Source organism: Halogeometricum rufum, assembly GCF_900112175.1.
GTDB lineage: Archaea > Halobacteriota > Halobacteria > Halobacteriales > Haloferacaceae > Halogeometricum > Halogeometricum rufum.
In genome coordinates this window covers 1,030,746-1,054,304 of sequence record NZ_FOYT01000002.1, presented here as the reverse complement: position 1 = coordinate 1,054,304, position 23,559 = coordinate 1,030,746, and the positions used below count along the sequence as shown (strand labels likewise).

The 23,559-nt window shown below is 69.4% G+C and carries 24 protein-coding genes and 1 tRNA gene; 11 read left to right on the top strand and 14 right to left on the bottom strand.

The annotated features are described in order from the left end of the window. Window positions 1-49: 49 nt before the first annotated feature. Together BM310_RS15105 and BM310_RS15100 are read right to left on the bottom strand one after the other, a co-directional pair. Window positions 50-1,822 (bottom strand): nitrite/sulfite reductase, encoded by a 1,773-nt coding sequence (locus BM310_RS15105; protein WP_089809113.1) that lies wholly within the window; start codon window positions 1,820-1,822, stop codon window positions 50-52. Window positions 1,823-1,914: 92 nt separating this feature from the next. After that, window positions 1,915-2,226: a hypothetical protein gene (locus BM310_RS15100; protein ID WP_089809111.1), complete on the bottom strand. Its 312-nt coding sequence runs from the start codon at window positions 2,224-2,226 to the stop codon at window positions 1,915-1,917. A gap of 312 nt (window positions 2,227-2,538) precedes the next feature. Between BM310_RS15100 and BM310_RS21470 the strand changes: the two genes are divergently transcribed. Both BM310_RS21470 and BM310_RS15095 read left to right on the top strand, forming a co-directional pair. Beyond that, window positions 2,539-2,709: a hypothetical protein gene (locus tag BM310_RS21470; RefSeq protein WP_177232643.1), complete on the top strand. Its 171-nt coding sequence runs from the start codon at window positions 2,539-2,541 to the stop codon at window positions 2,707-2,709. Window positions 2,710-2,853: 144 nt separating this feature from the next. After that, the gene (locus tag BM310_RS15095; RefSeq protein ID WP_089809109.1) at window positions 2,854-3,543 is read left to right on the top strand and encodes a DUF7119 family protein; all 690 of its coding nucleotides are present in this window, start codon (window positions 2,854-2,856) and stop codon (window positions 3,541-3,543) included. On the opposite strand, the gene BM310_RS15090 is transcribed toward BM310_RS15095, so the two are convergent. Then, on the bottom strand, window positions 3,531-4,799 hold the full coding sequence (locus BM310_RS15090) for a M20/M25/M40 family metallo-hydrolase (protein WP_089809107.1): 1,269 nt from the start codon (window positions 4,797-4,799) through the stop codon (window positions 3,531-3,533). The two genes, BM310_RS15095 and BM310_RS15090, sit on opposite strands and share 13 nt — an antisense overlap. Before the next feature lie 80 nt (window positions 4,800-4,879). Here BM310_RS15090 and BM310_RS15085 point away from each other — a divergent pair. From BM310_RS15085 to BM310_RS15065, 5 genes are all read left to right on the top strand, one after another. After that, window positions 4,880-4,953, top strand: a tRNA-Lys gene (locus tag BM310_RS15085). A 375-nt stretch (window positions 4,954-5,328) separates the two neighbouring features. Continuing rightward, window positions 5,329-6,177 (top strand): hypothetical protein, encoded by an 849-nt coding sequence (locus tag BM310_RS21465; RefSeq protein ID WP_089809105.1) that lies wholly within the window; start codon window positions 5,329-5,331, stop codon window positions 6,175-6,177. Beyond that, complete coding sequence (locus tag BM310_RS15075; RefSeq protein ID WP_089809103.1) at window positions 6,174-6,530, top strand: hypothetical protein; 357 nt, start codon at window positions 6,174-6,176, stop codon at window positions 6,528-6,530. Before BM310_RS21465 ends, BM310_RS15075 begins: the two co-directional genes overlap by 4 nt. Beyond that, on the top strand, window positions 6,527-7,228 hold the full coding sequence (locus BM310_RS15070; protein WP_089809101.1) for a hypothetical protein: 702 nt from the start codon (window positions 6,527-6,529) through the stop codon (window positions 7,226-7,228). Before BM310_RS15075 ends, BM310_RS15070 begins: the two co-directional genes overlap by 4 nt. A gap of 15 nt (window positions 7,229-7,243) precedes the next feature. After that, window positions 7,244-8,173, top strand: coding sequence for a hypothetical protein (locus BM310_RS15065; protein ID WP_089809098.1), 930 nt, complete (start codon window positions 7,244-7,246; stop codon window positions 8,171-8,173). Window positions 8,174-8,191: 18 nt separating this feature from the next. On the opposite strand, the gene pepF is transcribed toward BM310_RS15065, so the two are convergent. Both pepF and BM310_RS21995 read right to left on the bottom strand, forming a co-directional pair. Continuing rightward, on the bottom strand, window positions 8,192-9,991 hold the full coding sequence (gene pepF / locus BM310_RS15060) for an oligoendopeptidase F (protein WP_089809096.1): 1,800 nt from the start codon (window positions 9,989-9,991) through the stop codon (window positions 8,192-8,194). A gap of 546 nt (window positions 9,992-10,537) precedes the next feature. Continuing rightward, the gene (locus BM310_RS21995) at window positions 10,538-10,693 is read right to left on the bottom strand and encodes a DUF7563 family protein (RefSeq protein ID WP_449271705.1); all 156 of its coding nucleotides are present in this window, start codon (window positions 10,691-10,693) and stop codon (window positions 10,538-10,540) included. Between the two features lie 167 nt (window positions 10,694-10,860). Between BM310_RS21995 and BM310_RS15055 the strand changes: the two genes are divergently transcribed. Beyond that, the gene (locus BM310_RS15055) at window positions 10,861-12,204 is read left to right on the top strand and encodes a M28 family peptidase (RefSeq protein ID WP_089809094.1); all 1,344 of its coding nucleotides are present in this window, start codon (window positions 10,861-10,863) and stop codon (window positions 12,202-12,204) included. A gap of 13 nt (window positions 12,205-12,217) precedes the next feature. On the opposite strand, the gene BM310_RS15050 is transcribed toward BM310_RS15055, so the two are convergent. The 4 genes from BM310_RS15050 to truA all read right to left on the bottom strand — a co-directional run bounded on the left by BM310_RS15050 (window position 12,218) and on the right by truA (window position 14,401). Beyond that, the gene (locus tag BM310_RS15050) at window positions 12,218-12,520 is read right to left on the bottom strand and encodes a hypothetical protein (protein ID WP_177232642.1); all 303 of its coding nucleotides are present in this window, start codon (window positions 12,518-12,520) and stop codon (window positions 12,218-12,220) included. Then, complete coding sequence (locus BM310_RS15045; RefSeq protein ID WP_089809092.1) at window positions 12,517-12,750, bottom strand: hypothetical protein; 234 nt, start codon at window positions 12,748-12,750, stop codon at window positions 12,517-12,519. The genes BM310_RS15050 and BM310_RS15045 overlap by 4 nt, the downstream gene beginning before the upstream one ends. Before the next feature lie 67 nt (window positions 12,751-12,817). After that, entirely contained in the window at window positions 12,818-13,465 is a 648-nt protein-coding gene (locus BM310_RS15040) for an HAD family hydrolase (protein WP_089809090.1), read from the bottom strand. Between the two features lie 75 nt (window positions 13,466-13,540). Next, window positions 13,541-14,401 carry a tRNA pseudouridine(38-40) synthase TruA gene (gene truA / locus BM310_RS15035; RefSeq protein WP_089809088.1) on the bottom strand — a complete coding sequence of 287 codons (861 nt, stop codon included), beginning with the start codon at window positions 14,399-14,401 and terminating at the stop codon, window positions 13,541-13,543. A gap of 171 nt (window positions 14,402-14,572) precedes the next feature. Between truA and BM310_RS15030 the strand changes: the two genes are divergently transcribed. Beyond that, entirely contained in the window at window positions 14,573-16,021 is a 1,449-nt protein-coding gene (locus BM310_RS15030) for a sulfatase (RefSeq protein ID WP_089809086.1), read from the top strand. A 28-nt stretch (window positions 16,022-16,049) separates the two neighbouring features. Here the strand turns inward: BM310_RS15030 and BM310_RS15025 are convergent, their stop codons facing one another. Then, a complete protein-coding gene (locus tag BM310_RS15025) occupies window positions 16,050-17,480 on the bottom strand; it encodes a sulfatase-like hydrolase/transferase (RefSeq protein ID WP_089809084.1) in 1,431 nt (476 codons plus the stop codon). 107 nt (window positions 17,481-17,587) lie between these two features. Between BM310_RS15025 and BM310_RS15020 the strand changes: the two genes are divergently transcribed. Then, window positions 17,588-18,019, top strand: a complete 432-nt coding sequence (locus tag BM310_RS15020) for a universal stress protein (protein WP_089809082.1) — start codon at window positions 17,588-17,590, stop codon at window positions 18,017-18,019. Window positions 18,020-18,022: 3 nt separating this feature from the next. On the opposite strand, the gene BM310_RS15015 is transcribed toward BM310_RS15020, so the two are convergent. The 4 genes from BM310_RS15015 to BM310_RS15000 all read right to left on the bottom strand — a co-directional run bounded on the left by BM310_RS15015 (window position 18,023) and on the right by BM310_RS15000 (window position 22,967). Further along, the gene (locus tag BM310_RS15015; RefSeq protein ID WP_089809080.1) at window positions 18,023-19,225 is read right to left on the bottom strand and encodes an inorganic phosphate transporter; all 1,203 of its coding nucleotides are present in this window, start codon (window positions 19,223-19,225) and stop codon (window positions 18,023-18,025) included. 195 nt (window positions 19,226-19,420) lie between these two features. Continuing rightward, window positions 19,421-20,716 carry a histidine--tRNA ligase gene (gene hisS / locus BM310_RS15010; RefSeq protein WP_089809078.1) on the bottom strand — a complete coding sequence of 432 codons (1,296 nt, stop codon included), beginning with the start codon at window positions 20,714-20,716 and terminating at the stop codon, window positions 19,421-19,423. Window positions 20,717-20,792: 76 nt separating this feature from the next. Then, on the bottom strand, window positions 20,793-21,995 hold the full coding sequence (locus tag BM310_RS15005) for an outer membrane protein assembly factor BamB family protein (RefSeq protein ID WP_089809076.1): 1,203 nt from the start codon (window positions 21,993-21,995) through the stop codon (window positions 20,793-20,795). A gap of 51 nt (window positions 21,996-22,046) precedes the next feature. After that, window positions 22,047-22,967 (bottom strand): EamA family transporter, encoded by a 921-nt coding sequence (locus BM310_RS15000; RefSeq protein ID WP_089809074.1) that lies wholly within the window; start codon window positions 22,965-22,967, stop codon window positions 22,047-22,049. Between the two features lie 124 nt (window positions 22,968-23,091). Here BM310_RS15000 and BM310_RS14995 point away from each other — a divergent pair, with 124 nt between their 5' ends. Continuing rightward, complete coding sequence (locus tag BM310_RS14995; protein ID WP_089809072.1) at window positions 23,092-23,535, top strand: NUDIX domain-containing protein; 444 nt, start codon at window positions 23,092-23,094, stop codon at window positions 23,533-23,535. Window positions 23,536-23,559 lie beyond the last annotated feature (24 nt).

Genomic DNA, 23,559 nt, shown 5'->3' with positions numbered 1-23,559 from the left:
AGAGTCGTCGTCGCGGGACGCGCTTATCGCTGTCGTCCCTTGTCGTCGCTCAGTCGTCCGCCGACGTCGGCGCGTCGCCGGGGTGCGTCGGGGCCGGACTCGCGTCCATCGAGTCGTCGTCGGCGTACGGGTACCAGGTCATCTTCGTGTTGTGCATCATCGGGTCGTCGTAGTCCGTCTCCTCGGGGTCGACGAACGCGTCGAGTTCCTCGTCGTCGTGGCGGGCGACGAACTCGCGGAAGCTCTCGCCGTCCGCGCGGTTCTCCGCGAACCGGTCGAGGAGGTTCCGGATTGCGCCCGGCACCTCGTCGGCGGGGACGCGTTGCGTCACCCAGCGAGCGAACTGCGGTTCCTCGCCGAGGCCGCCGCCCAGTCCCACGTCGAGGGCTTCGACCGGTTCGCCGTCCTTCCGCGTCTTCATCCCGCGGAGGCTGACGTCGGCAATCTGCGGCTGGGCGCAGGAGGCCGTACACCCCGAGAGGTGGACGTGGAACTGGTCGACGTCCTCGGGTAGTTCGACGTTCTCCTTCAGCCACCGGGCGTAGCGGACCTGCCGGTTCTTCGTCTCCACGATGGACAGCGAGCAGAACTCCGTCCCCGTACAGGCGACGGACCCGCGCATGAACGGCGAGGGGTCCGGCGAGTACTGGTCGAGCAGGTCCGCCGCGAGGAAGTCGTCGAGGCTCTCCTCGGGCACGTCGGTGACGATGACGTTCTGTCGCTGGGAGAGGCGGACCTCGCCGGAGCCGTACTCGTCGGCCAGGTCGGCCAGTTCGAGGACGTCGGCGGCCCCCATCCGGCCGACGAGGACGTTCAAGCCGACGAAGTAGCTCCCGTCCTTCTGTTCGTGGACGCCGACGAGGTCGTTTCGGCCGCCGTCGCCGGCGTTGTAGGTGTACTCGTCCCGAACGTCGCGGCCCGCGGCGGCGAGTTCGAAGTCCACGTACTCCTCCTGCAGGACGCGGCGAACCTCCTCCGGCCCCCACTCGTCCACGAGGAACTTGATGCGGGCGTTGTACCGGTCCTCGCGGTCGCCGTAGTCGCGGAACAGGGCGGAGAGGCCGCCCGCCACGTCGGCGACGTCCTCGGGGGGGACCCACACGTCGATGTCGCGGGCGAGGCGTTCCTCGTTGCGCGCGAGGCCGCCGCCGACCCGGACGTTGAAGCCGACCCGTTCCTCGCCGTTGACCTCCCTGTACGCCGGTTCGAAGGCGAGGTCGTTGATGTCGCCCTGACCGGACCCGTCGGGCGACCCCGTGACCGACACCTTCCACTTGCGCGGGAGGTTCGAGTGGTCGTCGTCGCCCTTGAACGTCTCGTTGAGGTCGCGGATGACCGGCCACGCGTCCACGACTTCCTCGGCGTCCTTCCCGGCGACGGGGTTGCCGACGATGTTCCGCCAGGAGTCGCCGCAGGCCTGCTGGGTGGACATGCCGTTGGCCTCCAGTTTCTCGAAGATGGCGGGCACGTCCTCGATGTTTATCCAGTGCAGTTGGATGGACTGTCGCGTCGTGAAGTCGGCGTAGGCGTCGCCGAAGATGGGGTTCGTCCCCGGACCGGTGGCGTACTCCTCGGCTATCTCGCCGACGACGCGGAGTTGCCCCGGTTCGAGCACGCCGTTCGGCGTCCCGATGCGCATCATGAAGTACGACTCCTGACCGTTCCGCTGGTGGTACAGTCCCCACCACTTGAAGCGCTCGAACCACGCGTCGCGTTCGTCCTCCGGGATGGCGTCCCACCCCTCCTCCGCGAACTCGTACAGGTGGTCGCGTATCTCGTTGCCGTACACCTCTGACTTCCAGCGTTCGACGTCCGTGGGCATGGTCGTACACCACCTCTGGGACGCCGCCCTCATAGGGCGGTTCCTCTCGTCAACCCTACCCGGTGCTTCCGTATAGCGGAACAGATTGCCGGTTAATCGAAGACGACGGGGTCGAGGACGCCATCGCGGTCGAGGTGACGGAATTCGCCCTCGACGAGGCGGCCGACCGGCGTCCAGTCGGTCGTCCCGGCGGCCCCGCAGGCGATGCACTGCCCGTACGCTCGAACGTCGACCGTCCGACCGTCGACGCCCACTTCGACGAACCCCTCGACGACCAAGTCGGTCAGGTCGCACCCGCAGAAACCGCCGCCCGGAACGCGCCAGAGTTCGCTCACGCTCACCTTCCGGTCGTCGTCGACTGATATCCACGCGCCGTCGTCGAGGATGCGAAGCGCAACTACCATACGCTCGATAGGTCTTCGGTCTACCCCACTCTGACGGCGCGAGCAAAGGCCGACTCGGTCGGTGACGCGACGGCGGGTTCGAAATCGGCTGCTGTCTGTCGATTGGCGTCGAGAGTGCGCGTCGAAGATGACGGCAATCGGTTCTGGTTTCCCGGAGTAAAGGTACGGTTTACTCCCGAAGTGTCGCTTATCCGAGTACCGTCCCTTCGGGTAATCGATGACCGACTCTCCCCCCCGACCCGCCGGTCGGAGACAGCACGTCTCGGCTGACGTCGCGCCCGAACTGCACCTCACCGACGGGTCCGACGACGAATGAGTCCGGACACGCTCGACACCGACTCCGAGACGCCGTCCGACGAGGAACGACCGGACTCGGGCGCCGACGAGGCGGCCGACGACGACTACGACCACCTGACGTCACTCGACGACGGCGCGGGGTGCACCGAAATCTGGGAGCACCTCTCGGAGACCCGCGGCGACTGACGCGGTGTGTGACGCTCGCACTCTCGGAACCGTCCCGGGGTGGGCGAACGCGCTCACCTCGAACGCCGGGTTCGACCCCGCCGCAGCAGACGTTGCCGGACGGGGAGACGCTTTTATCGGCCGGTCCGTTACTGAGGTGTACGAATGACGGACGACGACCGGGAACCCGACGGTGGTCGCCGGCGCGACTCGCTCCCCACCGACCGCGAGGAACCGGTCGGAGAGCCCGTGGTCCGGGCGGACCCCGAGATAACGGGCGAACGCGCCCGCGAGGCCGTCGGGTTCGACCCGGACGACCCCGAGAGCCTCGCCGAGGCGGCGACGACGGTCCGCGCCTTCTCGGAGAACACCGTCGGCGACGAGGACAACGTCTACATGCTCCGCGGCGCCGCGGCGTGCGCCGCCCTCGTCCGTGGCGTCGGGTCGTACAAGAAGGCCGCCGAACGCGCCGGCGGCGACGTCTCCGTCTCGTTCATCCGCAAGTGGGCGCGCGTCCACGACCTACCGCAGGCCGTGCGCCGACACGTCGCCCGCGGACACATCGCGCCCACCGCGGCCAAGCACATCGCCCGCGTCCCCGGGCCGGACCGGTTCGACCTCGCGTGGGCCGTCCTCGACGGCGACCTGACGGTTCGGGAGGTCCGCCGCGCCGCCAGCGAGGTGAACGACGGGCGCTCGGTCGCCGACGCCCTCGCCGAACACGGCGTCCGACTCGGCCGTCTCGAACTCGCCGTCTCGCCCGACCGGTACCGCGAACTCCGCCGCCGGGCGTCGCTGGAGAACCGCACGCCGGGCGACATCGTGGACGAGGCGCTTGACGACTACTTCGACTGAAGGAACCGCGCCGCCGCCTCCACGTACGTCTCTCTGGCCGTCTCCACCTCCGCCCAGTCGATGCTCTCGTCGGGGAAGTGCGCCTGTTCGACGGTGCCCGGGCCGTACACGACGGTCGGTATCCCGGCGGCGACGTAGTGCCGCGAGTCCGCACCGTACGTCGCTCCCACCGGGTCGGTGTCGTCGTGGCCCGTCGCGGTCATCGCTTCCCGGAGCGACTGCACCACGGGTTCGTCGGCGTCTATCTCGGCGGGTTCGAACTGGATGGTGAACCGCTCGAAGTCTGGCGGGTGCTCGGAGAGCCAGTCGCTCGCTTCGACCACCTCGGCCAGACGCTCCTCGAACTGCGCCTCCACCTCGTCCACCGTCTCGCCGGGCGCGACGCCGAAGCGCCACTCCGCCGTCAGCGTGCCGGCCACCGACGACGACCACGACCCGGCGCGCACGATGCCGACGACGATGGGCCACGGGATGGGGTACTCGTCGTACAGCGGATGCGACACCGACTCGCCGCGTTCGGACTCCAACTCGAAGAACGCCTGTCGGACGCGCTCGAAGTGCGGCAACACGTCCTCGCCCTTCCACCGCGTCGCGGCGTGCGCCGCCCGCCCGCGAATCCGCAACCGCTTCATCACCGTCCCCTCAGTCGCCGTCACGCACCGGAGTTCGGTCGGTTCGGCGACGATGGCGGCGTCACGGTCGAACGGGTAGGGGTTGTCGAGTGCGGCCGCGGCCGCCCCGATTCCCCCCTCCTCCTCGCCGACGACGCTCTCGACGACGACGCGGCCGTTCAGTCCCTCCAGGTCGCCCGATTCGACGCGTTCGACCAGGTCGCGCGCGGCGAAGACGGCCGCGCCGACCCCCGACTTCATGTCCGCGGCCCCGCGCGCGGTGAGTCGTCCGTCGGACCAGACCGGTTCGAACGGGTCCGACGACCAGTTCTCCCGGTCGGCCGGCACCACGTCGGTGTGGCCGTTCAGCACGAGCGTTCGGCCGGCGTCGGGGTCGCCGAACTCCACCACGCCGCCGACGCTGGGTCGGTCGGCGACGGCTATCTCCGCGGGGTCGTCCGGGAACGACGAGTGGGCGGCGAGTCGTTCCGCGTCGGCCCGCCACTCGTACACGTCGAAGCCGAACGCTTCGAGTCGGTCTCGAAACCACGCCTGCGCCGCCGCCTCGTTCCCGTCTGTGGTGTCGAAGCGGAGGAATTCGTCTACGAACTTTCCTAAGGAAGTGTCGGCCGGATCGTCTGCCATAGTTCGACCGACAACGCCGCGGTACAAGAGTCTACGCGAGAGTAAACGCTTATCACCACCCGTCAGTTATGAACGGTCGAGGGCCGGTAGCTCAGTTTGGCAGAGCGTCTGGCTTTTAACCAGACGGTCGGGGGTTCAAGTCCCTCCCGGCCCGTTACAGACCCGCGAGCGACAGCGAGCGGTGTCGTACCTCCGACGGGAGACTTGAACCAGGGAGCGTAGCGAACGGAGTGAGCGAAGCGACTGAGGTTCAAGTCCCTCCCGGCCCGCTTCTTCGTCTCCGAGCGACAGCGAGGAGCGAAGTCGGTACCCGCGGGGGGACTGACCCCGACTGGACGCGCGCAACGGAGCGAGCACGTCATTCCCGGAGGACTCGGTTCGCGAGCGGAATTAATATCGAACTCATTTTCTCGTAAAATAACAGCCTCGGAGAAAGCAGCCAGAGCCTGAAACACCAGAATACGTGACTCTCGGGGCCTGTCTGCCAGAATGGCTTAGTGTGGGCCACTTGAATCGCAAAAGAGAACCCATGACTGACGCGTCTACGCAGTCCGACGAGCGAGTCGACGAAGCGCCGAATCAACTGCAGACTCCCGACGAGTGCCGCATCCTCACCGACGGCGGTGAGGCGCAGGCCGCCGAGCAAGAGGAGGAGAGCGGCGGAGAGGACGGCGACGCCGCGTCCAACGGCCAGTCCGAGTCCGCCGAAGAGTCGGCGGAGGAGGAGTCGGAAGACGAGGAATCGGCGGAGGAGGAGTCGGAAGACGAGGAATCGGCGGACGAGGCGGAGACGGAAGAAGACGAAGAGAGCGCCGAATCCGACGAGTCCGAGGACGGAGAAGCCGCCGAGGCGGAGTCCGAAGACGAGGGGAGGGACTACGAAGAGGACGAGGGAACGACAGTCCTGTTTCTCGACCTCGAAGGGCTGTTCCTCGACCTCCTCGGCCTCGAAGTCGACCTGAACGAAGTCGTGCTCGACGTCTCCGCGGTCAGCGGTCCCGGAAACCTGCTCGGAAACCTCCTCGACGCCGTCTCCGGACTCCTCGGCTCCGGGGGCAGCGGGCTGCTGATGGACCTCCTCGGCGGGAGCCTGTTCGAGGGCATCATGCCCGACGAGGACGGCGAGGGCGGCCTCTTCGGCGACTTCCTCAGCAGCGGTGAAGGCGGCGAGGGCGAGGGTGAAGACGGCGAGGGCGAGGGCGAAGACGGCGAGAGCCGCGTCTCCGAGGCGGCCGGCTCCGTGAAGGAGTCGCTGAGCGAGGCGTTCGGCGACGTACCGTTCGACGAGATTCTCACCTCCGTCCTGAAGGAACTCGTCGAGCAGATGTTCGAAGACTCCGACGACGGCGGCGAGTCGGGGTCCGGGTCCGAAGCATGAGCGAGGAGACGCCGAGCGTCGCGGGAGCGTTCGAGAACGTGGACTTCGCCGAGGTGTTCGCCGATACGCCGTTGGCCGACGAGTTCGAGGACGAGGACGCGACGGCCGGCGAGGCCGTCGGCGCGTTCGTCGGGCGCAGTCTCGGCGCGTGGGCCGGCGGCGCCCTCGGTGCGACGGTCGTCGAGCCGCTTCTCTCCGGCGGTGACGAGTCGGAGGACGACGCCGACACCGACGACGCCGAGGGCGAGAGCGGCGACTCGGCGTCGGACGGCGAAGCGGACGCCGCGGACGACGACGGCTCGGAGGACGGAACTGACGACGAGTCGTCCGACGACGGAGGTGAGGCGTCGTGAGCGACACCGCCAACGTGGCGTCGGACGTCGCCAACGACGTCGTCGACGAGATAGACGTCGGTTCGGTGCTGACCGGCGACGACGACGTGCTGGACGACGTCGACGGGCAGTCGCTCGGCCGGTCCGTCGGCGAGACGCTGGGCGAGGCGCTCGGACGCGCCCTCGGCCGCGGCCTCGTCGACTGGCTCCTGTCGAAGCTGACGTTCTGGGACGACGACGACCCGTCGCTGTCGGCCCGGTTCGCCAAGTCGCTGCTCGTCGCGGTCGGACGCACGCTCCGGAAGCCGGAGTTCAAGGAACCGGTCGGCGACGCCCTCCGCGGGGCTATCGACCGACTGGAGGAGCGACAGGAGGCCGCCAAAGAGGCGGCGGCCGAGGCGTCCGACGAGGCAACGGACGCGGCCGACGAGGCGAAGGAGACGGCCGAAGACGCCAAAGCGTCCGCCGAGGACGCGTCGGACGCGGCCGGCGAGAAGGCCAGCGAGGCGGCCGAGGCGCTCCAGTCGGGGCAGATGGACGAACTCCGCAAGGAGACGTACCGCGAGCTACTGGAGATGATGGAGTACTCGAAACTCCAGTCCATCGCCAAGGAGTCCGACGTGAAGGCGAACCTCCCGAAGGACGAGATGGTCGACGCCATCGTCGAGCAGTTCGATGCGGCGGAGACAGAAGACGGTGCAGACGACGACGGGGAGTAACGCCCCGAGCCACTCATGACGGACACGGAGACGGAACTCGGCGACGCGTTCGAAGAAGCCACGACGGCGGCTGAGAGCGCCGACGCCGAACGCGAGGACGGATCGCTCCCCGAGGAGGAACGCGAGTCGCTCCGCGAGTCGACGGATCGACTCGCGTCGGCCGTCTCGTCGGCGTCTGTCGCGGACCTGCTGGACGCGGCCGGGTTCGACGACGTCCCGGACGACGTCTCGCCGGTGGACCTCCCGGCGGTGATTCGCGACGCCGACGCCGCCGCGATAGTCGAGTTACGGCGACTCCTCCGACTGGCCGACATGGGCGAATCGTGGTCCGACCTCTCCGACGAGGAGCGAATCGACCGTCTGGACCGCGTCGTCGGCGAAGAGAGCGAGGACGACGGCGGGTTCGCGCAACTGAAGGAGTACCTCGACCAGTTCGGTCACCTCGGCGACGAGGACGAGGCGGACGGCGCGCCGGCCGAGAGCGCCGACGGCGGTGCAGACGACGGCGAGAGCGGCGACGACGCGGGACTGGTCGACACGCTGACCGACGACGACGGCGAGTCGGGCGGCGACGACGAGGGATTCATCGACTCGTTGACCGACGACGACTCGGCCGACGGCGAGGAGGACGGCGCGGACGACGACGGAACGGGAGACGAGGACGACGAACTCGTCGAACTCGAAGAGCACGTCGAGCGCCTCCGTGCGATGTTCTCGGACGACGAGGCGAGCGAGGGCGACGAGCAAGAAGACGACGATGAGTTGCTCGGAGACGACGAGGACGACGACGACGAGGATGACGACGGGTTGCTCGGAGACGACGAGGACGACGATGATGGCCGGATGCAGTCTACCGCCGGGTCGTCGCGGTTCTCGACGGTCCCGTCCTCGCGGTCGGATATGGGTTCATCGACGGGGTTCTCGACGGTCCGCGGGAAGCGGTGAGGCCGCGCCCCGGTCGCCCTATTCGAGGTCAAGCAGGTCGGCTATCTCGTCGAGGTAGTCGCCGTAGACGCCGAGGGCGGACTCGATGGGGTCGGGCGACGCCATGTCGACGCCCGCCGTCTCCAGCACGTCTATCGGGTAGGCCGACCCGCCGAGGGCGAGTGCCTCGCGGTAGTCCGCGGCTGCCTCCTCTCCGTCGTTCAGGATGCGTTCGACGATGGCGACGGCGGCTGAGATGCCCGTCGAGTACTGGTAGACGTAGTAGTTGTAGTAGAAATGAGGAATACGCATCCACTCGCGAGCGATTCGGTCGTCCACGTTCGCGGGCGCGTAGAACTCCTGTTTCAGGTCGCCGTACAGGTCGTCGAACCGGTCGGGCGTGAGTGCGCCGCCGTCTTCGCTTACGGTGTGAATCTGGTGTTCGAAGTCGGCGAACATCGTCTGGCGGTACAGCGTCGAGCGGAAGCGTTCGAGGTACTCGTCGAGGACGTGGGTCCGCAACGCCTCGTCCTCGACGTTCTCGAGCAGGTGGTGGGTGAGGAGCGTCTCGTTCACCGTGGAGGCGACTTCGGCGACGAAGATGGTGTAGTCGGCGTAGTGCCACGGCTGTTCGTCCTTCGCCAGTTCGGAGTGCAGGGAGTGGCCGAGTTCGTGAGCGAGCGTGAACATGCTCGCGATGTCGTCCTGATAGTTCATCATGATGAACGGCTGGGTGTCGTACGTGCCGGCGGAGAACGCGCCGGCGCGCTTCCCGCGGTTCTCGTACACGTCGACCCAGCGGTTCTCCAGGCCCTCCGCGACGCGGGACTGGTACTCCTCGCCGAGGGGGGCGACGGCTTCGACGATGTACTCCGTGGCCTCCTCGTAGGTGACCTCCGGCCCCTCGTCGCCCGTCAGCGACATGTAGAGGTCCCACATCTCCAACTCCTCGACGTCGAGCGCTTCCCGCTTCAGTTCGGCGTGGCGGTGGAGGTAGTCGAGGTTGTCACGCACCGTCTCGAGGAGGGTGTCGTACACCTCGACGGGGACGTTCGGACCGTCGAGGGCGGCCGCACGGGCGGTGTCGTAGTTCCGCGCCTTCGCGTACTTCACGTCCTTCTTGACGCTGTTCTTCAGCGCGGTGCCGACGCTGTTGCGAACGTCCGCCCACTCGTCGTAGAACTGCTCGTACACCTCGCGGCGGAACTCGCGGTTCGGGTGCTTCTGGAGTTTCGTGAAGTTCCCCTGCGAGATTTCGACGGACTCGCCCTCGGGGTTCTCGACGGTGGGGAACGTCATGTCCGCGTTCGACAGCATGTTGTAGATGTCGCTGGGCGCGCCGGCGACTTCGCCCAACTCCGCGAGGAGTTCCTCGACTTCGGCCGACCGGGTGTGCGGCTTCATCCGAAGCACGTCGTCGAAGTAGTGTTCGTACTCGGCCAGCGCGGGTTCCGCCTCGACGAACGACTCGACGTCCTCCTCGCTCAGTTCCTGCAGTTCGGGTTCGACGAAACTCACCGTCGACTGCGCCTCCGAGGAGAGCGACTCGGCTCTCGCCTGCAGCGCCTGATACTCCTGATTTCGGGTGTCCTCGGCGCTCCGCAGGCTGGCGTAACTGACCACCTTCGAGACGTCGCGCATGATGTCCTCTTGGCGTTCGAGCAGTTCGAGAAGTCCGCCGGGCGTCTCGGTCACGCGCCCCTCGTACTCGGCTAACTCCTCGAGTCGTCCCTGCACGTCCTCGAACGCCGCCTCCCAGTCGTCGTCGCTCGCGTAGATACTCTCCAAATCCCACTTGTATTCGGAGTCGATGTCACTCCGTTCGGGAACCGAACTCATACCTCGTGAGAACGGCGGTGTCGTGGTAAGCCTTGCCAATTCTCGCCGGCCGACGGGCGCCGTCGGTCCGCCGTTCGGCCGCCGTCTGCGGGTCGGACGCGGCATCGTTTCCGAAGCCGTCGCTCGGAGGTTGGAGCAAGAGGGGTGGGGTGGGAGGGTCGCAAAGAGTGGGCGGCCGGCGCGCCGTGGTGGGGGGGACGGCGCGCGGGCCACCGCGCGGGGACTCAGGGCGTCGGTGGCGGGTGGGGTGGGGTGGGGTGGGGGGATGGTGGGTGGGTGCCTACCATCGAGTCACGCCTGACGAGGGCGTCGACTCGGACACGGTCCGACTGGGTGCGTCGGGCCGTTGCGGGACACGAACGTCGGTGCGCCCGTGCCGCACTCACTGCTTGTGGTGCTGAGTCCGTATGACTGACGCCTAATCAGTTTGGGTCGCTCCCGAACGGGGGCCGGCAGTCGCTCGCGTTCGATTGCGAGTTCGGCGTCGTCGTTGGGGTCCACCGAGGAGAGAGCCGAGAGAACGCACGTCTCGACAGCGTTTCGCCGTCAGTGTCTCGTCGCGCGGGCTTCCCGAACGTCGCCCCCGTCTCTGACCTTGTCTTCGCAACTCGGACACACCCGGGGGCTGTCCATCTCTTCGGGGGCGAATACGCGGACGTACTCCGCTGTTACGAACGAACCGCAGTTTTCACACGTCGGCATCGAACTGTTTTTTGCAGTATGTGTGGTTAAAATTTAGGGCCCTTTCGAACGTGAGTCGGGCCTCGCACCGTCGGTGTCTCCGCCGCGTCCGCGTCGCGCCACGCCGCGTTCCCGGCGCACACCGCCGTCTTCCCAACCTCTTTCGCCCTCTCGGCCGACGGCGTGGTATGGACGACCACGACACGGAGACGGCCGACGACGGACGGATGGACGCCGCACTCGGACGAGTGTGGACCGACGACGAACCGTGGGAGTTTCTGACGCGACTGACGCGCATCGGCAATCGGATGGGCGGTAGCGACGGCGAACGCCGCGCGGCCGAACTCGTCGCCGACGCCTTCGGCGACGCCGGCGTCCGCGACGTGCGCGAGGAGTCGTTCGAGATGCAGGCGTGGACCCGCGGGTCGTCGGAACTCACCGTCGAAGCCGACGACAGGGCGTTCGAAACCGTCGCGCTCCCGTACTCGCCGGCCGGCGACGCGACGGGGGAACTCGTCTCCGTGGGCCACGGGACGCCGGACGAGATAGACGACCACGACGTGGCGGGCAAGATAGCCGTCGCCTCCACGACGACGCCGCCGGGCGGGCGGTTCGTCCACCGGATGGAGAAGTTCGGCTACGCCGTCGACGCCGGCGCGGAGGCGTTCGTCTTCGTCAACCACGTCCCCGGGCAACTCCCGCCCACGGGGTCGCTGAAGTTCGGCGAGGAGGCCGCCGCCCCCGCCGTCGGCGTGAGCAAGGAGGCCGGCGCGTGGTTGACCGACTACGCCGACGAGGGAGTGGAGGCGCATCTGACGGTGGACGCCGAGACGACGCCCGGCGAGAGCCAGAACGTCGTCGGCCGCCTCGGCCCCGACACCGACGAGGAGATTCTCCTCCTCGCCCACTACGACGCCCACGACATCGCGGAGGGAGCCCTCGACAACGGGTGCGGCATCGCCGTCGTCGTCACCGCGGCGCGCATCCTCTCGCAGGTGGACCTGCCCGTCGGCGTCCGCGTCGCGGGCGTCGGTTGCGAGGAGACGGGACTGACCGGGGCCGAACGCCTCGCCGAGGAACTCGACCACGACCGACTGAAGGCCGTCGTGAACGTGGACGGCGCGGGACGATACCGGGACTTGGTCGCGATGGCGCACACCTCCGAGGCGACGGCGGCGGCGGCCGAACGCGTCGCCGACGAGACGCGACACCCAATCCAGACGGAGACGGAACCGCACCCGTTCAGCGACCAGTGGCCGTTCGTCCGCGCGGGCGTCCCCGCCGTGCAACTGCACAGCGACAGCGGCGAACGCGGGCGCGGGTGGGGACACACTCACGCCGACACGCGGGACAAGGTGGACGACCGGAACGTCCGCGAACACGCGATGCTGACCGCGCTTCTCGTCCGCGAACTCGCCGAGACTGAGGAGATTCCGCGCCTCGCGGCCGACGAACTCGCCGCCGCGTTCCGCGCGGCCGACTTCGAGACGGGGATGCGCGCGGCGGACCTCTGGCCCGGCGCGTGGGAGTGACTCGCCGGGACGGCTACCGAACGTCGGCGACGACGAGAGCGACGCCGCGGAGGAACTGCCGCGCGGCGAGGTAGACGGCCGGGACGAGGACGAGGGCGTACGCGAGGACGCCCAAATCGAGGATGCTCACGGCCTCGGCGATTCGGCCGGCGACGAACTGACCGACCGCGAACACGACGAACGCGGCGGTGAGGTGGTACGCGCCGCCCCTGACGGCCGACTCCGAGACGACCGGTTCGCGGGCGGCGGCTCCTGTCGGCGCGTCTCCTGTCGGTGCGTCTCCTGTCGGCGCGTCCGCGGGCGAGTCGTCGCTCACCGCGCCTCACCCGCGGCTTCGACGACGAGTTCGACGGCGACGGCGACTTCCAGACTGCCGAGGTAGACGCCGAGCAGCGTCGCGACGAGGGCGACGACGATTCCGCCCCCACCGAGCGACGCGCCGACGACCGACCCCACGCCGGAGACGAGCGCGAAGATGCCGGCGCCGACGGTGACGTGGTACGCGAAGTCGCGGTGCGTCCGCGTGGCGGATTCGAGGAGGGCCATACCGCCCGGTTCGCCGACGGCCGACAAAAGTGTAGCCGATTCTGTACGTCTTGGTCGGGGGGACGGCTCAGCAGAGCGAGGCGACGTCGGCGAGCGACTGCACCTCGTACGTCGGGTCGCCGGCCAGTCGGTAGTCCTCTCGGTGGGGGCGACGGACGAACGCGGAGTCGGCACCGGCGCGACTCGCGGCGAGCACGTCCACGTTACTGTCGCCGACGTAGAGGACGCGTTCCGCGTCGAGTTCGTCGATGGCGCGTTCGAGGTAGTGCGGCGACGGCTTGCGGTTCCGGTAGCCCTCCACCGTCGGGTCGCGGCCGTACGCCACCTCGAACAGGCTGTCCAGTTCGAACGCCTCCAGAATCGTCTCGACCGTCTCGTGCTGGTTGTTGCTCACCAGCGCCAGCGTCCGGTCGAGGTCCACGAGGGCGGAGACGTCGTCGTACAGGGTCTTCTCGCCGCGTTCGATGGCGGCGGCCTGCGCGGCGGCGGCGTTCGCCTCGTGGCGGGGCCAGAACTCCTCGTAGTCGACGCCGTGCACCTCGCAGACGCGCCGGACGTGCGTGAGACTCCCGTGGACGACGCCGTCGACGCCCTCCGTGGTCGGTTCGACCCCGAACTCGGAGAACGCGGCGCGCACCGCGGCCCGGTGGACGTTCGTCGGCGTCGGTTTCGTCAGGACGCCGTCGTTGTCGACGATGACCGCGTCGTAGCTCATACCCGCCCGTCCCGTCCGCGGCGACCAAGAGGTTGCTATGAGGGCTGTGTTCGCCTCCGTTCGGCTACCGAGAGTCTATAGCTCGCCGGTCCCGCCGGCCGCGCTCTCGCCGCCACCGCTCCCGTCGGACGCCCCCTCGACGCCGCGCCGGACGCGCCCGGCCACGCGGGCGCGGACGAGGCCGTTCCGTCGCCGTCGCTCGAAGACGTTCGCCGCGCTCTCGACGGCTTGCGGGTCGCGTTCGAACGTCACCTCGGGGTAGACGACGCCTTCGAGGACGAGTGGCTCCGGCGGGGCCGCCGGGACGCCCTCGGGGCCCGTCACCGGGTCGGGGCCGAGAATCGTCTCCACGTCCGAGAGCGACCGGTCGCCGGCGGCGACGGCGTGGACGAGGCTGGCGAGGCGACGGACCAGGTTGTACGGGAAGCCACCGGCCGAGACGGAGAGGACGAGGAACTCGCCGTCGGGTTCGACGCGCACGGAGAGGTCTCTGACCGTCCCGCGGTCGTCGCTCGTGAGGTTGTGGAAGTCGTGTTCGCCCGAGAGGGCGTCGGCGGCCGCCCGCGCCAGCGACGCGTCCGCCGCCGGCGCGTACAGGTCGTAGACGTAGGCGCGTTCGACGGCGTGGTGCGTCGCGTGGAACGCCTCGGACACGTCGGCGGCGGCCCACGCCCGGACGCTCGCGGGCAACTCGGCGTTCAGTGCCCGCGGCGTACACCAGTCGGGACAGTCGAACGCGACGGTCTGCGCGACGGCGGACACCCCGGCGTCGGTCCGTCCGGCGGCGGCGTAGCCCGCGGGCTTTCGCGCCTCCTCGTCGAGGACGCCGAGGGCGCGGAGGCCGTCGAACAGGGCGTCTTCGACCGTCGGAACCGACGGCTGGCGCTGGTAGCCGTAGAACGGCCGGCCGTCGTAGGCGAGTCGGAAGGCGCGCACGAGTGGCCCTCGTCGCCGTTCGGACTTATCGCCCGCGGTTCGACGCGCCGCGGTATATACAGCCCGAACCATGAAACGATGCGGGCGTAATTTTCTCACTATGAGTGCTTGGAAGATACGCCCCGGTCGTCGCGATGCGGCCGGAACGACGCGTCGGACGGAGGTGCGGCGATGAGTCGTCCGAACGTCGTCCTCACCGTCCTCGACACGGTTCGCGCCCGCGACACGGTTCCCGCCTCTTCGTCGCCGATGCCGACGCTGGCCGACGTCGCCGCCGACGGGACGGAGTTCACGAACGCGTTCTCGCCCGCGCCGTGGACGCTCCCCTCGCACGCCTCGCTGTTCACCGGCACGTACCCCTCACAGCACGGTGCGCACGGCGACCACACGTATCTCGACGACTCGCCCCGCACGCTGGCGGAGGCGTTCTCCGCCGCCGGCTACGAGACGGTCGGCGTCTCGAACAACACGTGGGTGACCGAGGAGTTCGGCTTCGGCCGCGGGTTCGACACGCTCCGGAAGGGCTGGCAGTACGTCCAGTCGGACACCGACCTCGGGACCGTCACCCGGGCCGAGCATCCGATGGAGAAACTGCGCGCCGCGGGCGACAGACTGTTCGACGGCAACCCACTCGTCAACGCGGCGAACCTGGTCTACGACGAGTTCGCGGCCGGCGACGGCGCCGAACGGGCGACGTCGTGGGTGGACTCGTGGCTCTCCGACCGCGACGACGAGACGCCGTTCTTCTGCTTTCTGAACTTCATCGAACCCCACGCCGAGTACCGCCCGCCGCGGGAGTACGCCGAACCGTACCTCCCGCCCGACACCTCCTACGACGAGGCGACGACGCTCCGACAGGACCCCAGAGCGTACGACGTGGGCGAGTACGCGCTGAACGACCGCGAGTTCGAGGCGCTCCGCGGACTCTATCGCGGGTCGCTCGCCTACCTCGACGACCAACTGGCCCGCCTCCGCGAGTCGCTCGTCGCCGCCGGCGAGTGGGAGGACACCGTGTTCGTCGCCCTCGGCGACCACGGCGAGAACATCGGCGACCACGGCTTCTTCGGCCACCAGTACAACCTGTACGACACGCTGTTGCACGTGCCGATGGTCGCCCGCGGCGGCCCGTTCGACGGCGGTCGGCGCGACGACCTCGTTCAGACGCTCGACCTCGCGCCGACGCTTCTCGACGCGGCCGGCATCGACGACCCGGCGTTCGAGCGACAGATGCACGCCCGGTCGCTCCACCCCGACGCCGACGCCGACCCGCGCGACGCCGTCTTCGCGGAGTACCTCGGCCCGCAACCGTCGCCCGACTCGCTGGCGTCGCGGTTCGGCGAGGTACCCGAACGCGTCCGGGCGTTCGACCGGTCGCTCCGCGCGGTCCGGACGGCCGACGAGAAGTACGTCACCGCCTCCGACGGCAGCGAGTGGTTCTACCGCGTCGGCGCGGACCCCGACGAGACGTGGAACCGCGCGGGCGACCACCCCGAGCGGACGAGTCTGCTCTCGGACCGCCTCGACCAGTGGGTCGACTCCTTCGAACACGCCGAGTCGGGCGGCGAGGTGTCGATGACGGACTCGACGAAGGCCCGACTCTCGGACCTCGGCTACCTCTGAGCGTCGACAGTCGGCGGCCGGCCGTCGACTAGAGCGTCTTCGGCACCCACCCGGCCAGCGTGTCGTCCACGTCGTCCATCCACGCGGCCAGTCGCTCCCCCATCGCCTCCCGCACGTCCTCGTAGTGCGGATGTTCCGCGAGGTTCCGCAGTTCGTGCGGGTCCTCGCGCAGGTCGTACAGTTCGTTCCGGTCGGGACCGTTGTAGACGAACTTGTAGCGGTCGGTGCGGACCATCCGCTGGGAGTAGAGGCCGAACTCGTCGCCGTGGTACTGCGCGTACACCGAGTCCGGCCAGTCGTCGGGTTCGTCGCCGGAGAGCAGGGGCCGAAGGCTCCGCGCGTGCGTCTCCGCCGCCGTCTCCGCGCCGGCCCAGTCGAGGAACGTCGGCATCAGGTCGTGCAGGCGGACGAAGGCGTCGCTCTCCTCGACGGTGTCGGTCCGCGGGTCGCGGACCACCAGCGGAATCCGGTACGTCTGCTCGTACATCAGCGGCCCCTTGTTGAACTGGCGGTGCGACCCCGTGAAGTCGCCGTGGTCGGCGGCGTGGACGACCACCGTCTCGTCGGCCAGCCCCGTCCGTTCCAGCGCGTCCAGTATCCGCCCGAACTGGTCGTCGATGAACGTGACGAAGCCGAAGTAGTTCGCCACGAGTTCCGCCCACGTCTCCCAGTCGAAGTCGTCGACGCCGCGGTAGTGGCGGTAGCGGTCGTGGGCCCGCGGTTTCCCGTCGAACGTCTCGGCGTACGACGGCCACGGTTCGACGTCGTCGGGGTCGTACATCGAGGCGTACGGTTCGGGGACGACGTAGGGGTGGTGCGGGCCGAGGAAGTCCGTCCGGTGGAAGAACGGGGCGTCGCCGTTCGCCGCCCGACGCTCGACGGCGTCGACGGTGAGTTCCGCGAGGAAGTACGTCCGCGTCGCCTCCGGCGGGAGCGACGTGGTGCCGGAGACGAGCATCTCCTCGTCGCCGTCGTCGGCGTAGACGGCGTCGGTGACCGTCTCCGAGTCGGCGTCCACGTCCAGCGACTCCAGGTAGCGACGGTAGCGTTCGTCCAAATCGTCGTGGTGGTCGTCGCTCCCGCCGAAGTACTCGAAGCCGTACGCCTCGGGCCCGCGCGTCCGACCGACGTGCCACTTGCCGACGTAGCCGTTCTCGTAGCCCGCGTCGGCGAGCAACTCGCCGAACGTGGGCAGGCCCTCGGGCAACTCCGTCCGGATGGCGTCGGCCTCGTGGCTGTTGTTTATCATCCCGTGGGCGTGGGGGTACAGTCCGGTCAGCAGGGAGGCCCGCGCACTCGTGCAGATGCTCGTCGGCGTGTACGCGCGGTCGAACCACGTCCCCGACTCGCGCAGGCGGTCGATGTTGGGCGTCTCGACCGGCAGTCCGCCGGGTTCCACGAGGTCGGCGCGCTCTTGGTCGGTGAGCAGGAAGAGGACGTTCGGTCTGGCGTCGGTCATGACCGAGAGGCGACGCGGGCGTCTGTTGGCTCTGACGGCCGCCGGGCCGTCGCACCCGGCCCGGGGACTCGGCGTGGTTACTTGTGCCCCGGCCTCCGAGAGCGTGTATGCCACCCACGCACGTCCTCGTTCCGCTGGACGGGTCGCCGCTGGCGGACGAGGCGCTGACCCACGCCCTCGACACGTTCGACTGCCCGGTGACGGTGCTGAACGTCGTGACCCCGCTCGACAGTTCGATGAGCGAGGGCGGCATCGTCGGCAGCGACGAGTCCCGGCGGGAGGCCGCGCTCGAACGGGCGAACGAACTCGTCGCTGCCGCGGAGCGACGGACCGCCGAGACGGACCGGACGCTGGAGACGGCCGTCGACCGCGGCGACCCGGCGGAGACCATCCTCGCGTACGTCGACGACCACGACGTCGACCACGTCGTCATGGGCGGTCACGGCGGGTCGCGGAGCGAACTCGTCAGTCGCCTCCTCGGGACCGTCGCCACGAAAGTCGTCAGCGAAGCGCCGGTGACCGTGACGGTCGTTCGGTGACGGTCACACGCCGAGCAGCGTCGCGAACGCCCGGTAGACCCCGAACCCGATGGCGACCGACGTGACGAGCGTCAGGAGCCAGAACGCCAGCGTGACCCCGATTTTCCGCCGGGACACGCCCGCGGACCCCCCGGCGAGTCCGCCGCCGATGACGCCCGAGATGATGATGTTGTTGAACGAGATGGGGATACCGAGTTCGATGGCGAGTTGCGCGATGATGAACCCCGGCACGAGCGCCGCGATGGAGCGACGGATGCCGAGTTGGGCGTACTCCCGCGAGGTCGCCTGCAGCAGTCGCGGAGCGCCCATCCACGCGCCGCCGAGGATGCCGACCGCCCCCAGCACCGACAGGACGATGCCCGGCAGTCCGAGTTCGGTCCCGTAGAGGTTCTCCAGTGGCCCCGTCGCCAACCCCACCTGACTCCCGCCGCTGGAGAAGGCGACGACGCTCCCGAGTACGACCAGGAACGTCTTGACTCCCTTGTCGACGGACTGCTGCGTCCGTCGCCGGATGTACTGGAAGCTGACGACGCCGAACAGGAGAGTCACGACGACCACCGCGGGGTCGACGCCGGCGACGGGAGGCGCTCCCGCGACGCCCGCGACGAACCCGGCGACGGAGTTCTGCGCACCCGACGGCGCGGGGATGACGCTCAGTCGGACGTTCGCGACGATGGCTCCGACGACGCCGGCCAGCAGGGGGACGCTGACCGTCTCGGGGATGTCGTCCCGGCGGAGCACCGTGGCGGTGAGGTACGCGAGCGTCCCGGAGACCGGCGGCACGAGCGCCCAGAACGTCGCGATGCGGCGGTAGGTGTCCAGCGCCGGCGCGCCGCCGAGCGACAGCCCCACGCCGACCATCGCGCCCGTCGTCGCGAACGCCGCCGGGACCGGATAGCCGGTGTACACGCCGAAGGCCATGAACGCCGTCGCGGTCAGGAGTCCCGCAGTCGCCGCCAGCGAGGTGATGGCGACGCCGTCGATGAGCCCAGCGCCCACCGTCTCCGAGATGCTCCCCCCCTGCGCGAGCGCACCCAGCGCGGCGAGGATACCGATGAGGAACGCGGCCCGCATCGTCGAAATCGCGTTCGCGCCGATGGCCGGTGCGAACGGGGGCGAGTTGCTGTTGGCTCCGAGCGCCCACGCCGTGCCCAGACTCGTGACCGTCGCGAGCAACACCAGAATCCAGAACACGCTCCCGGTCATCGGCATCGTCGTCCTCCGAGTCGGCGACGCGTCCGCGCGCGTCGTCGGTCGGCCGGACTCCGTGGGGGGCCGCTCCGGTTCCCGGTCGGGACTGCTTCGTCGCCGACGGTCCTCTCGGGCATCGTCTGGTCCTCACGCCGCGCTGGCAAAAGTACTCGGACGGCCCGCGACCCGCCGCCGGCGCGACGCTCTCGACTACGCGAAGTCGTCGTACGTCGGGCGGTCCCGGTCGCCGGGGAAGTCGTCGACGGGCGCGGTGGTCTGGTCGCCGCTGGCCATCTCCTTGACCGTCACCTCGTCGTTCTCTAAGTCCTGTTCGCCGACGATGACCACCGTCTCGGCGTTCACGGAGTCGGCGTACCCCATCTGCGCGCCGAAACTGCGACCGGCGACGTCCGTCTCGACGACGTGACCGCGGTCGCGCAGGTCGCGGGCGACGCGCGAGGCGACGCTCCGGGTGTCGCCGACGGTGAGGACGTAGTAGTCGGTGCTGAGTTCCTCGTCGGGCCAGACGCCCGCGCGTTGGCAGAGCAGTTGGAGGGTCGCGTCGCCGAGGGCGACGCCGACGGCGGGCGTCGGTTGGCCGCCGAACTCCTCGATGAGGTCGTCGTACCGGCCGCCGCCGAACGCCGCGCGCGACACGTCGCCGGTGGAGTCGAAGCACTCGAAGACGACGCCCGTGTAGTAGTCCAGGCCGCGGGCGGTCGTCAGCGAGATGTCGCAGTATCGCCGCGCGCCGAAGTCCTCGGCGGCGTCGAGGACGGCCCGCAGGTTCGCCACGGCGTCGGCCACGTCGTCGCCGCCGAACTCCGCGATGGCGTCCAAGTCACCCGCGGCGATGAGGTCGTCGAACTCGCGGGCCTGGTCGTAGGAGAGTCCGGCGTCGGACAGCAGTCCGAGGTACTCCTCGTCCTCGACCTTGGCGCGCTTGTCGACGGCGCGGATGGCGTCTCGCGTGTCCACGTCGGCGTCGAACGAGTCCAGCAGACCGCCGAGGATGTCGCGGTGGGAGACGCGGAACTCGAAGTCCTCGGCCGTCAGGCCGAGGCTGGTGAGGGCGTCGGCGGCGACGGCGAGAACCTCGGCGTCGGCCTCGGGTTCCGAGGAGCCGAAGATGTCCACGTTCGTCTGGTAGAACTCCCGGAAGCGACCCTGCTGTACCTGCTCGAAGCGCCAGAACGGCCGCGTCGAGACCCACTTGATGGGCTTCGATAGCTCCTGTTGCTTCTCGACGACCATCCGGGCGACGGTCGGCGTCAACTCCGGCGTCAGCGACACCTCGCGGCCGCCCTTGTCCTCGAAGGCGTACAGTTCCTCGACGATCTCCTCGCCGCTCTTGTCCACGTACATCTGGGTCCGTTCGAGGGCGGGCGTCGCTATCTCCCGGAAGCCGTACCGCGCGGCGGCGTCCTCGACGGTGTCGAACACCTGCCGCCGGGCGGCCATCTCCTCGGCGTAGAAGTCACGAAATCCCTTGAGTCGGTCGTACATGTGGCGGGATTCGCGGCTAGCGCGCTTGAAAGTGTTGAAGGCCGTCCCAGGCGGTGACGCGTCCGACCGCCGCGTGTCAAGACACCAGCTCGGACGCGGAGAACCGACGAACCCACCACATCGAGGAGACGTACAACCCCCCGTCGTCGAGGACGGCGGCCCGAAGCATCTCGTGGTCGGGCAGCCACCCGCACCGGTTCTCGTAGTCGCTCTCGACCAGCGGAACCCGCGCCCCGCGTTCGCCACCGTCGGTCACCCGGTGGAGCGTGCCGGACTGGTCGACGACCAACGTACCCGACTCATCCGCGGCCAGCGCACCGACTCGGACTCCGGCCTCGTACGTCCACCGACGCGTCCAGGACCCTCCCGTCTCGACCGGCGCGGAGAGAGCGACAACGCGCCCGGACTCCCCGCCGAGGTAGAGCGTGCCGGCGTCGAAGGCGGCGGCGGTCACGTCCGCTATCGGTTCCCGTCGACCGCTCACCGACCCGTCCGCGGGGTCCACCGCCGCGACCACGCCGTCCGTCGTGACGACGCGAACCGTCTCGCCGGCGACGGTGGGCCGCCAGTCGGGTTCGCCGGGGAGGGAGACGGACCACCGGACCGCGCCCGTCGCGGGGTCGAACCCCCGGACGATACCGTCTTCGGACGCGGCGACGACCACGTCCGCGGCGCGAACCGCGCCCGTCCGAACCATCGTCGTCACCTCGGTGGCCCACAGTTCGGTGCCGTCCGACGGGTCGAGGGCGACGACGCGGTGGGTGTAGTCGCCGCCGTCCGACGGGTCGGCGTCCGGGTCCTCCGAGTGAGAGACGCCGACGTAGACGCGGCCGTCGGCGACCAGCGGTCGCCCCCACGCCCCGCCGCCGAACTCCTCCGCGCCGTCCGCGTCGTACTCCCACCGGAGGCGACCCGTCTCGGCGTCGTGGGCGCGGACGGTGTCGACGCCGGTGCCGACGTAGACGGTGTCGTCGCGGAGGGCGGGGACACCGAATCCGCCGCCCACCGACACCGTCGTCCAGTTGGCCTGTCCGCGGTACGGGTCGAGGACGGCGAGGCGGTACCGGTCGCCCCCGGTGACGCCGTGCCCTTCAGGGACGAGGAGGCCGCGTTCCGTCGGGACGACCGGCCCCCAGTACTCGCCGTGGTACGTCCACAGCGGTTCCGTCGGGGGGCGACAGTGCGGTCGCTCCGCGAGGTACCACCCGCCGCCGAGGACGCCGGCCGCGCCGGCGACGCCGAGGCCGCGGAGGACGTCTCTGCGGGACCACTCGGGCATCGTTCCGGAGACGCGTCAGCGTCGGTAAATGTCTTCCCCAGCACCGAACCGTCACAGCGCGATGAGGCCGACGCCGGTGACGGCGAGTGCGGCGGCGACGAGGCGCGTCCCGAACGCGCGTTCCCGGAGGACGACGCCGCCGAGGAGGACGGCGACGACGGCCTGCGTGTTGATGACCGGCGAGGCGATGCTCGCCGGGGCGGCGGCGAACGCCAGCGACGTGACGTGTTCGCCGAGGGCGACGCCCGCGCCCGCGAGGGCGAACTTCGGCAGGTCCCCGCGCACGGGCACCCAGTCGCGGACGACGAGGGGGAGGAGGACGACGACGACGCCGCCGAGGAGCGTCGGCACCCACAGCGTCGTCGGGACGCTCATCTCTTGGAGGACGAGGCGCTTGCCCACGTCGCTGACGGCGTAGCAGGCGGCGCTGAGCAGGGCCAACTGCGCGGGCCGGGCGGTGACCGCCTTCCGCAACGGGTCGAGGAGGTAGCCGCGGCGGTAGTTCGCGACGTACACCGCGAGGGTGGCGACGACGACGCCCGCAATCTGAATCGGTTCGAGCCGTTCCTGCAGGAACAGCACCTCGATAGGGAGGACGAACACCGGCACCACCTTGTTGATGGGGGCGACGTAGGACACTTCGCCCGCGTCGAGGGCCGCGAGGAAGACGAGGAAGGCGGCCGCCGTCGTGACGACGGTCAGGAGGAGGATTCCCGCGTCTGCGACGCCGATGGTCCCCGCGTCGGGGACCGCGGACGGCGGCGTCGACAGCGTGAGCGGGAGGTACCACAGGATGGCGGCCACGTTGACGCAGACGGTCAGGACGGTGCCCGGGTAGTCGAAGTAGCGTTTGAGCGCGAAGATGTACGTCCCCCAGACGAACGCGGCGACGACGGCGTAGCCGACGCCCGGCGGGAGCGAGAGCGAGAGACCGCCCGACTGGAGGGCGACGGCGGCGAGCGAGGCGTCCATCTGGTCTGTCGCTGTCGCCGCCGCCACGAAAACCGTTCGATTGCGGCGTCGCCGGCGCCCCTTGGCGTGCGAGACGGTACCGTGGCTCAGAAAAAACGATGCTTCGGCGTCGACACCGTCGACCATGGAAGACTACGGGTACGTCGTCAACGTCGACGGCGCCGTCGTTCGGGACGGCGAGTACCTCTTCGTCGAACGCGGTGCGGACGAGTCGCACGCCGCCGGGTCGCTCGCGTTCCCGGGCGGGAAACTGGAGCGTCCGCCCGGCGGAGAGGAGGCGATAGAGCGGGCGGTCGAACGCGAACTCGCGGAGGAGGTCGGCGTCGAAGTCGGCTCCGTGGAGTACGTCTGCAGTCGGACGTTCGAGGCCGACGACGGGACTCCCTGTCTCAACGTCGTCACCCTGTGCGAACACGTCGGCGGCGAGGCCCACCGCGGCGCCCCGGAGGAAGTCGCGGCGGTCCGATGGCTCACGCCCGCGTCGCTCGCCGAACGGGACCGCGCCCCCGACTATCTCCGCCGCGACGTCGAACGAATCGAGCGGTTCCGCGAGTCCCGGACCGCCTGAGGCGCGTCAGGGTCGACCGCGGCG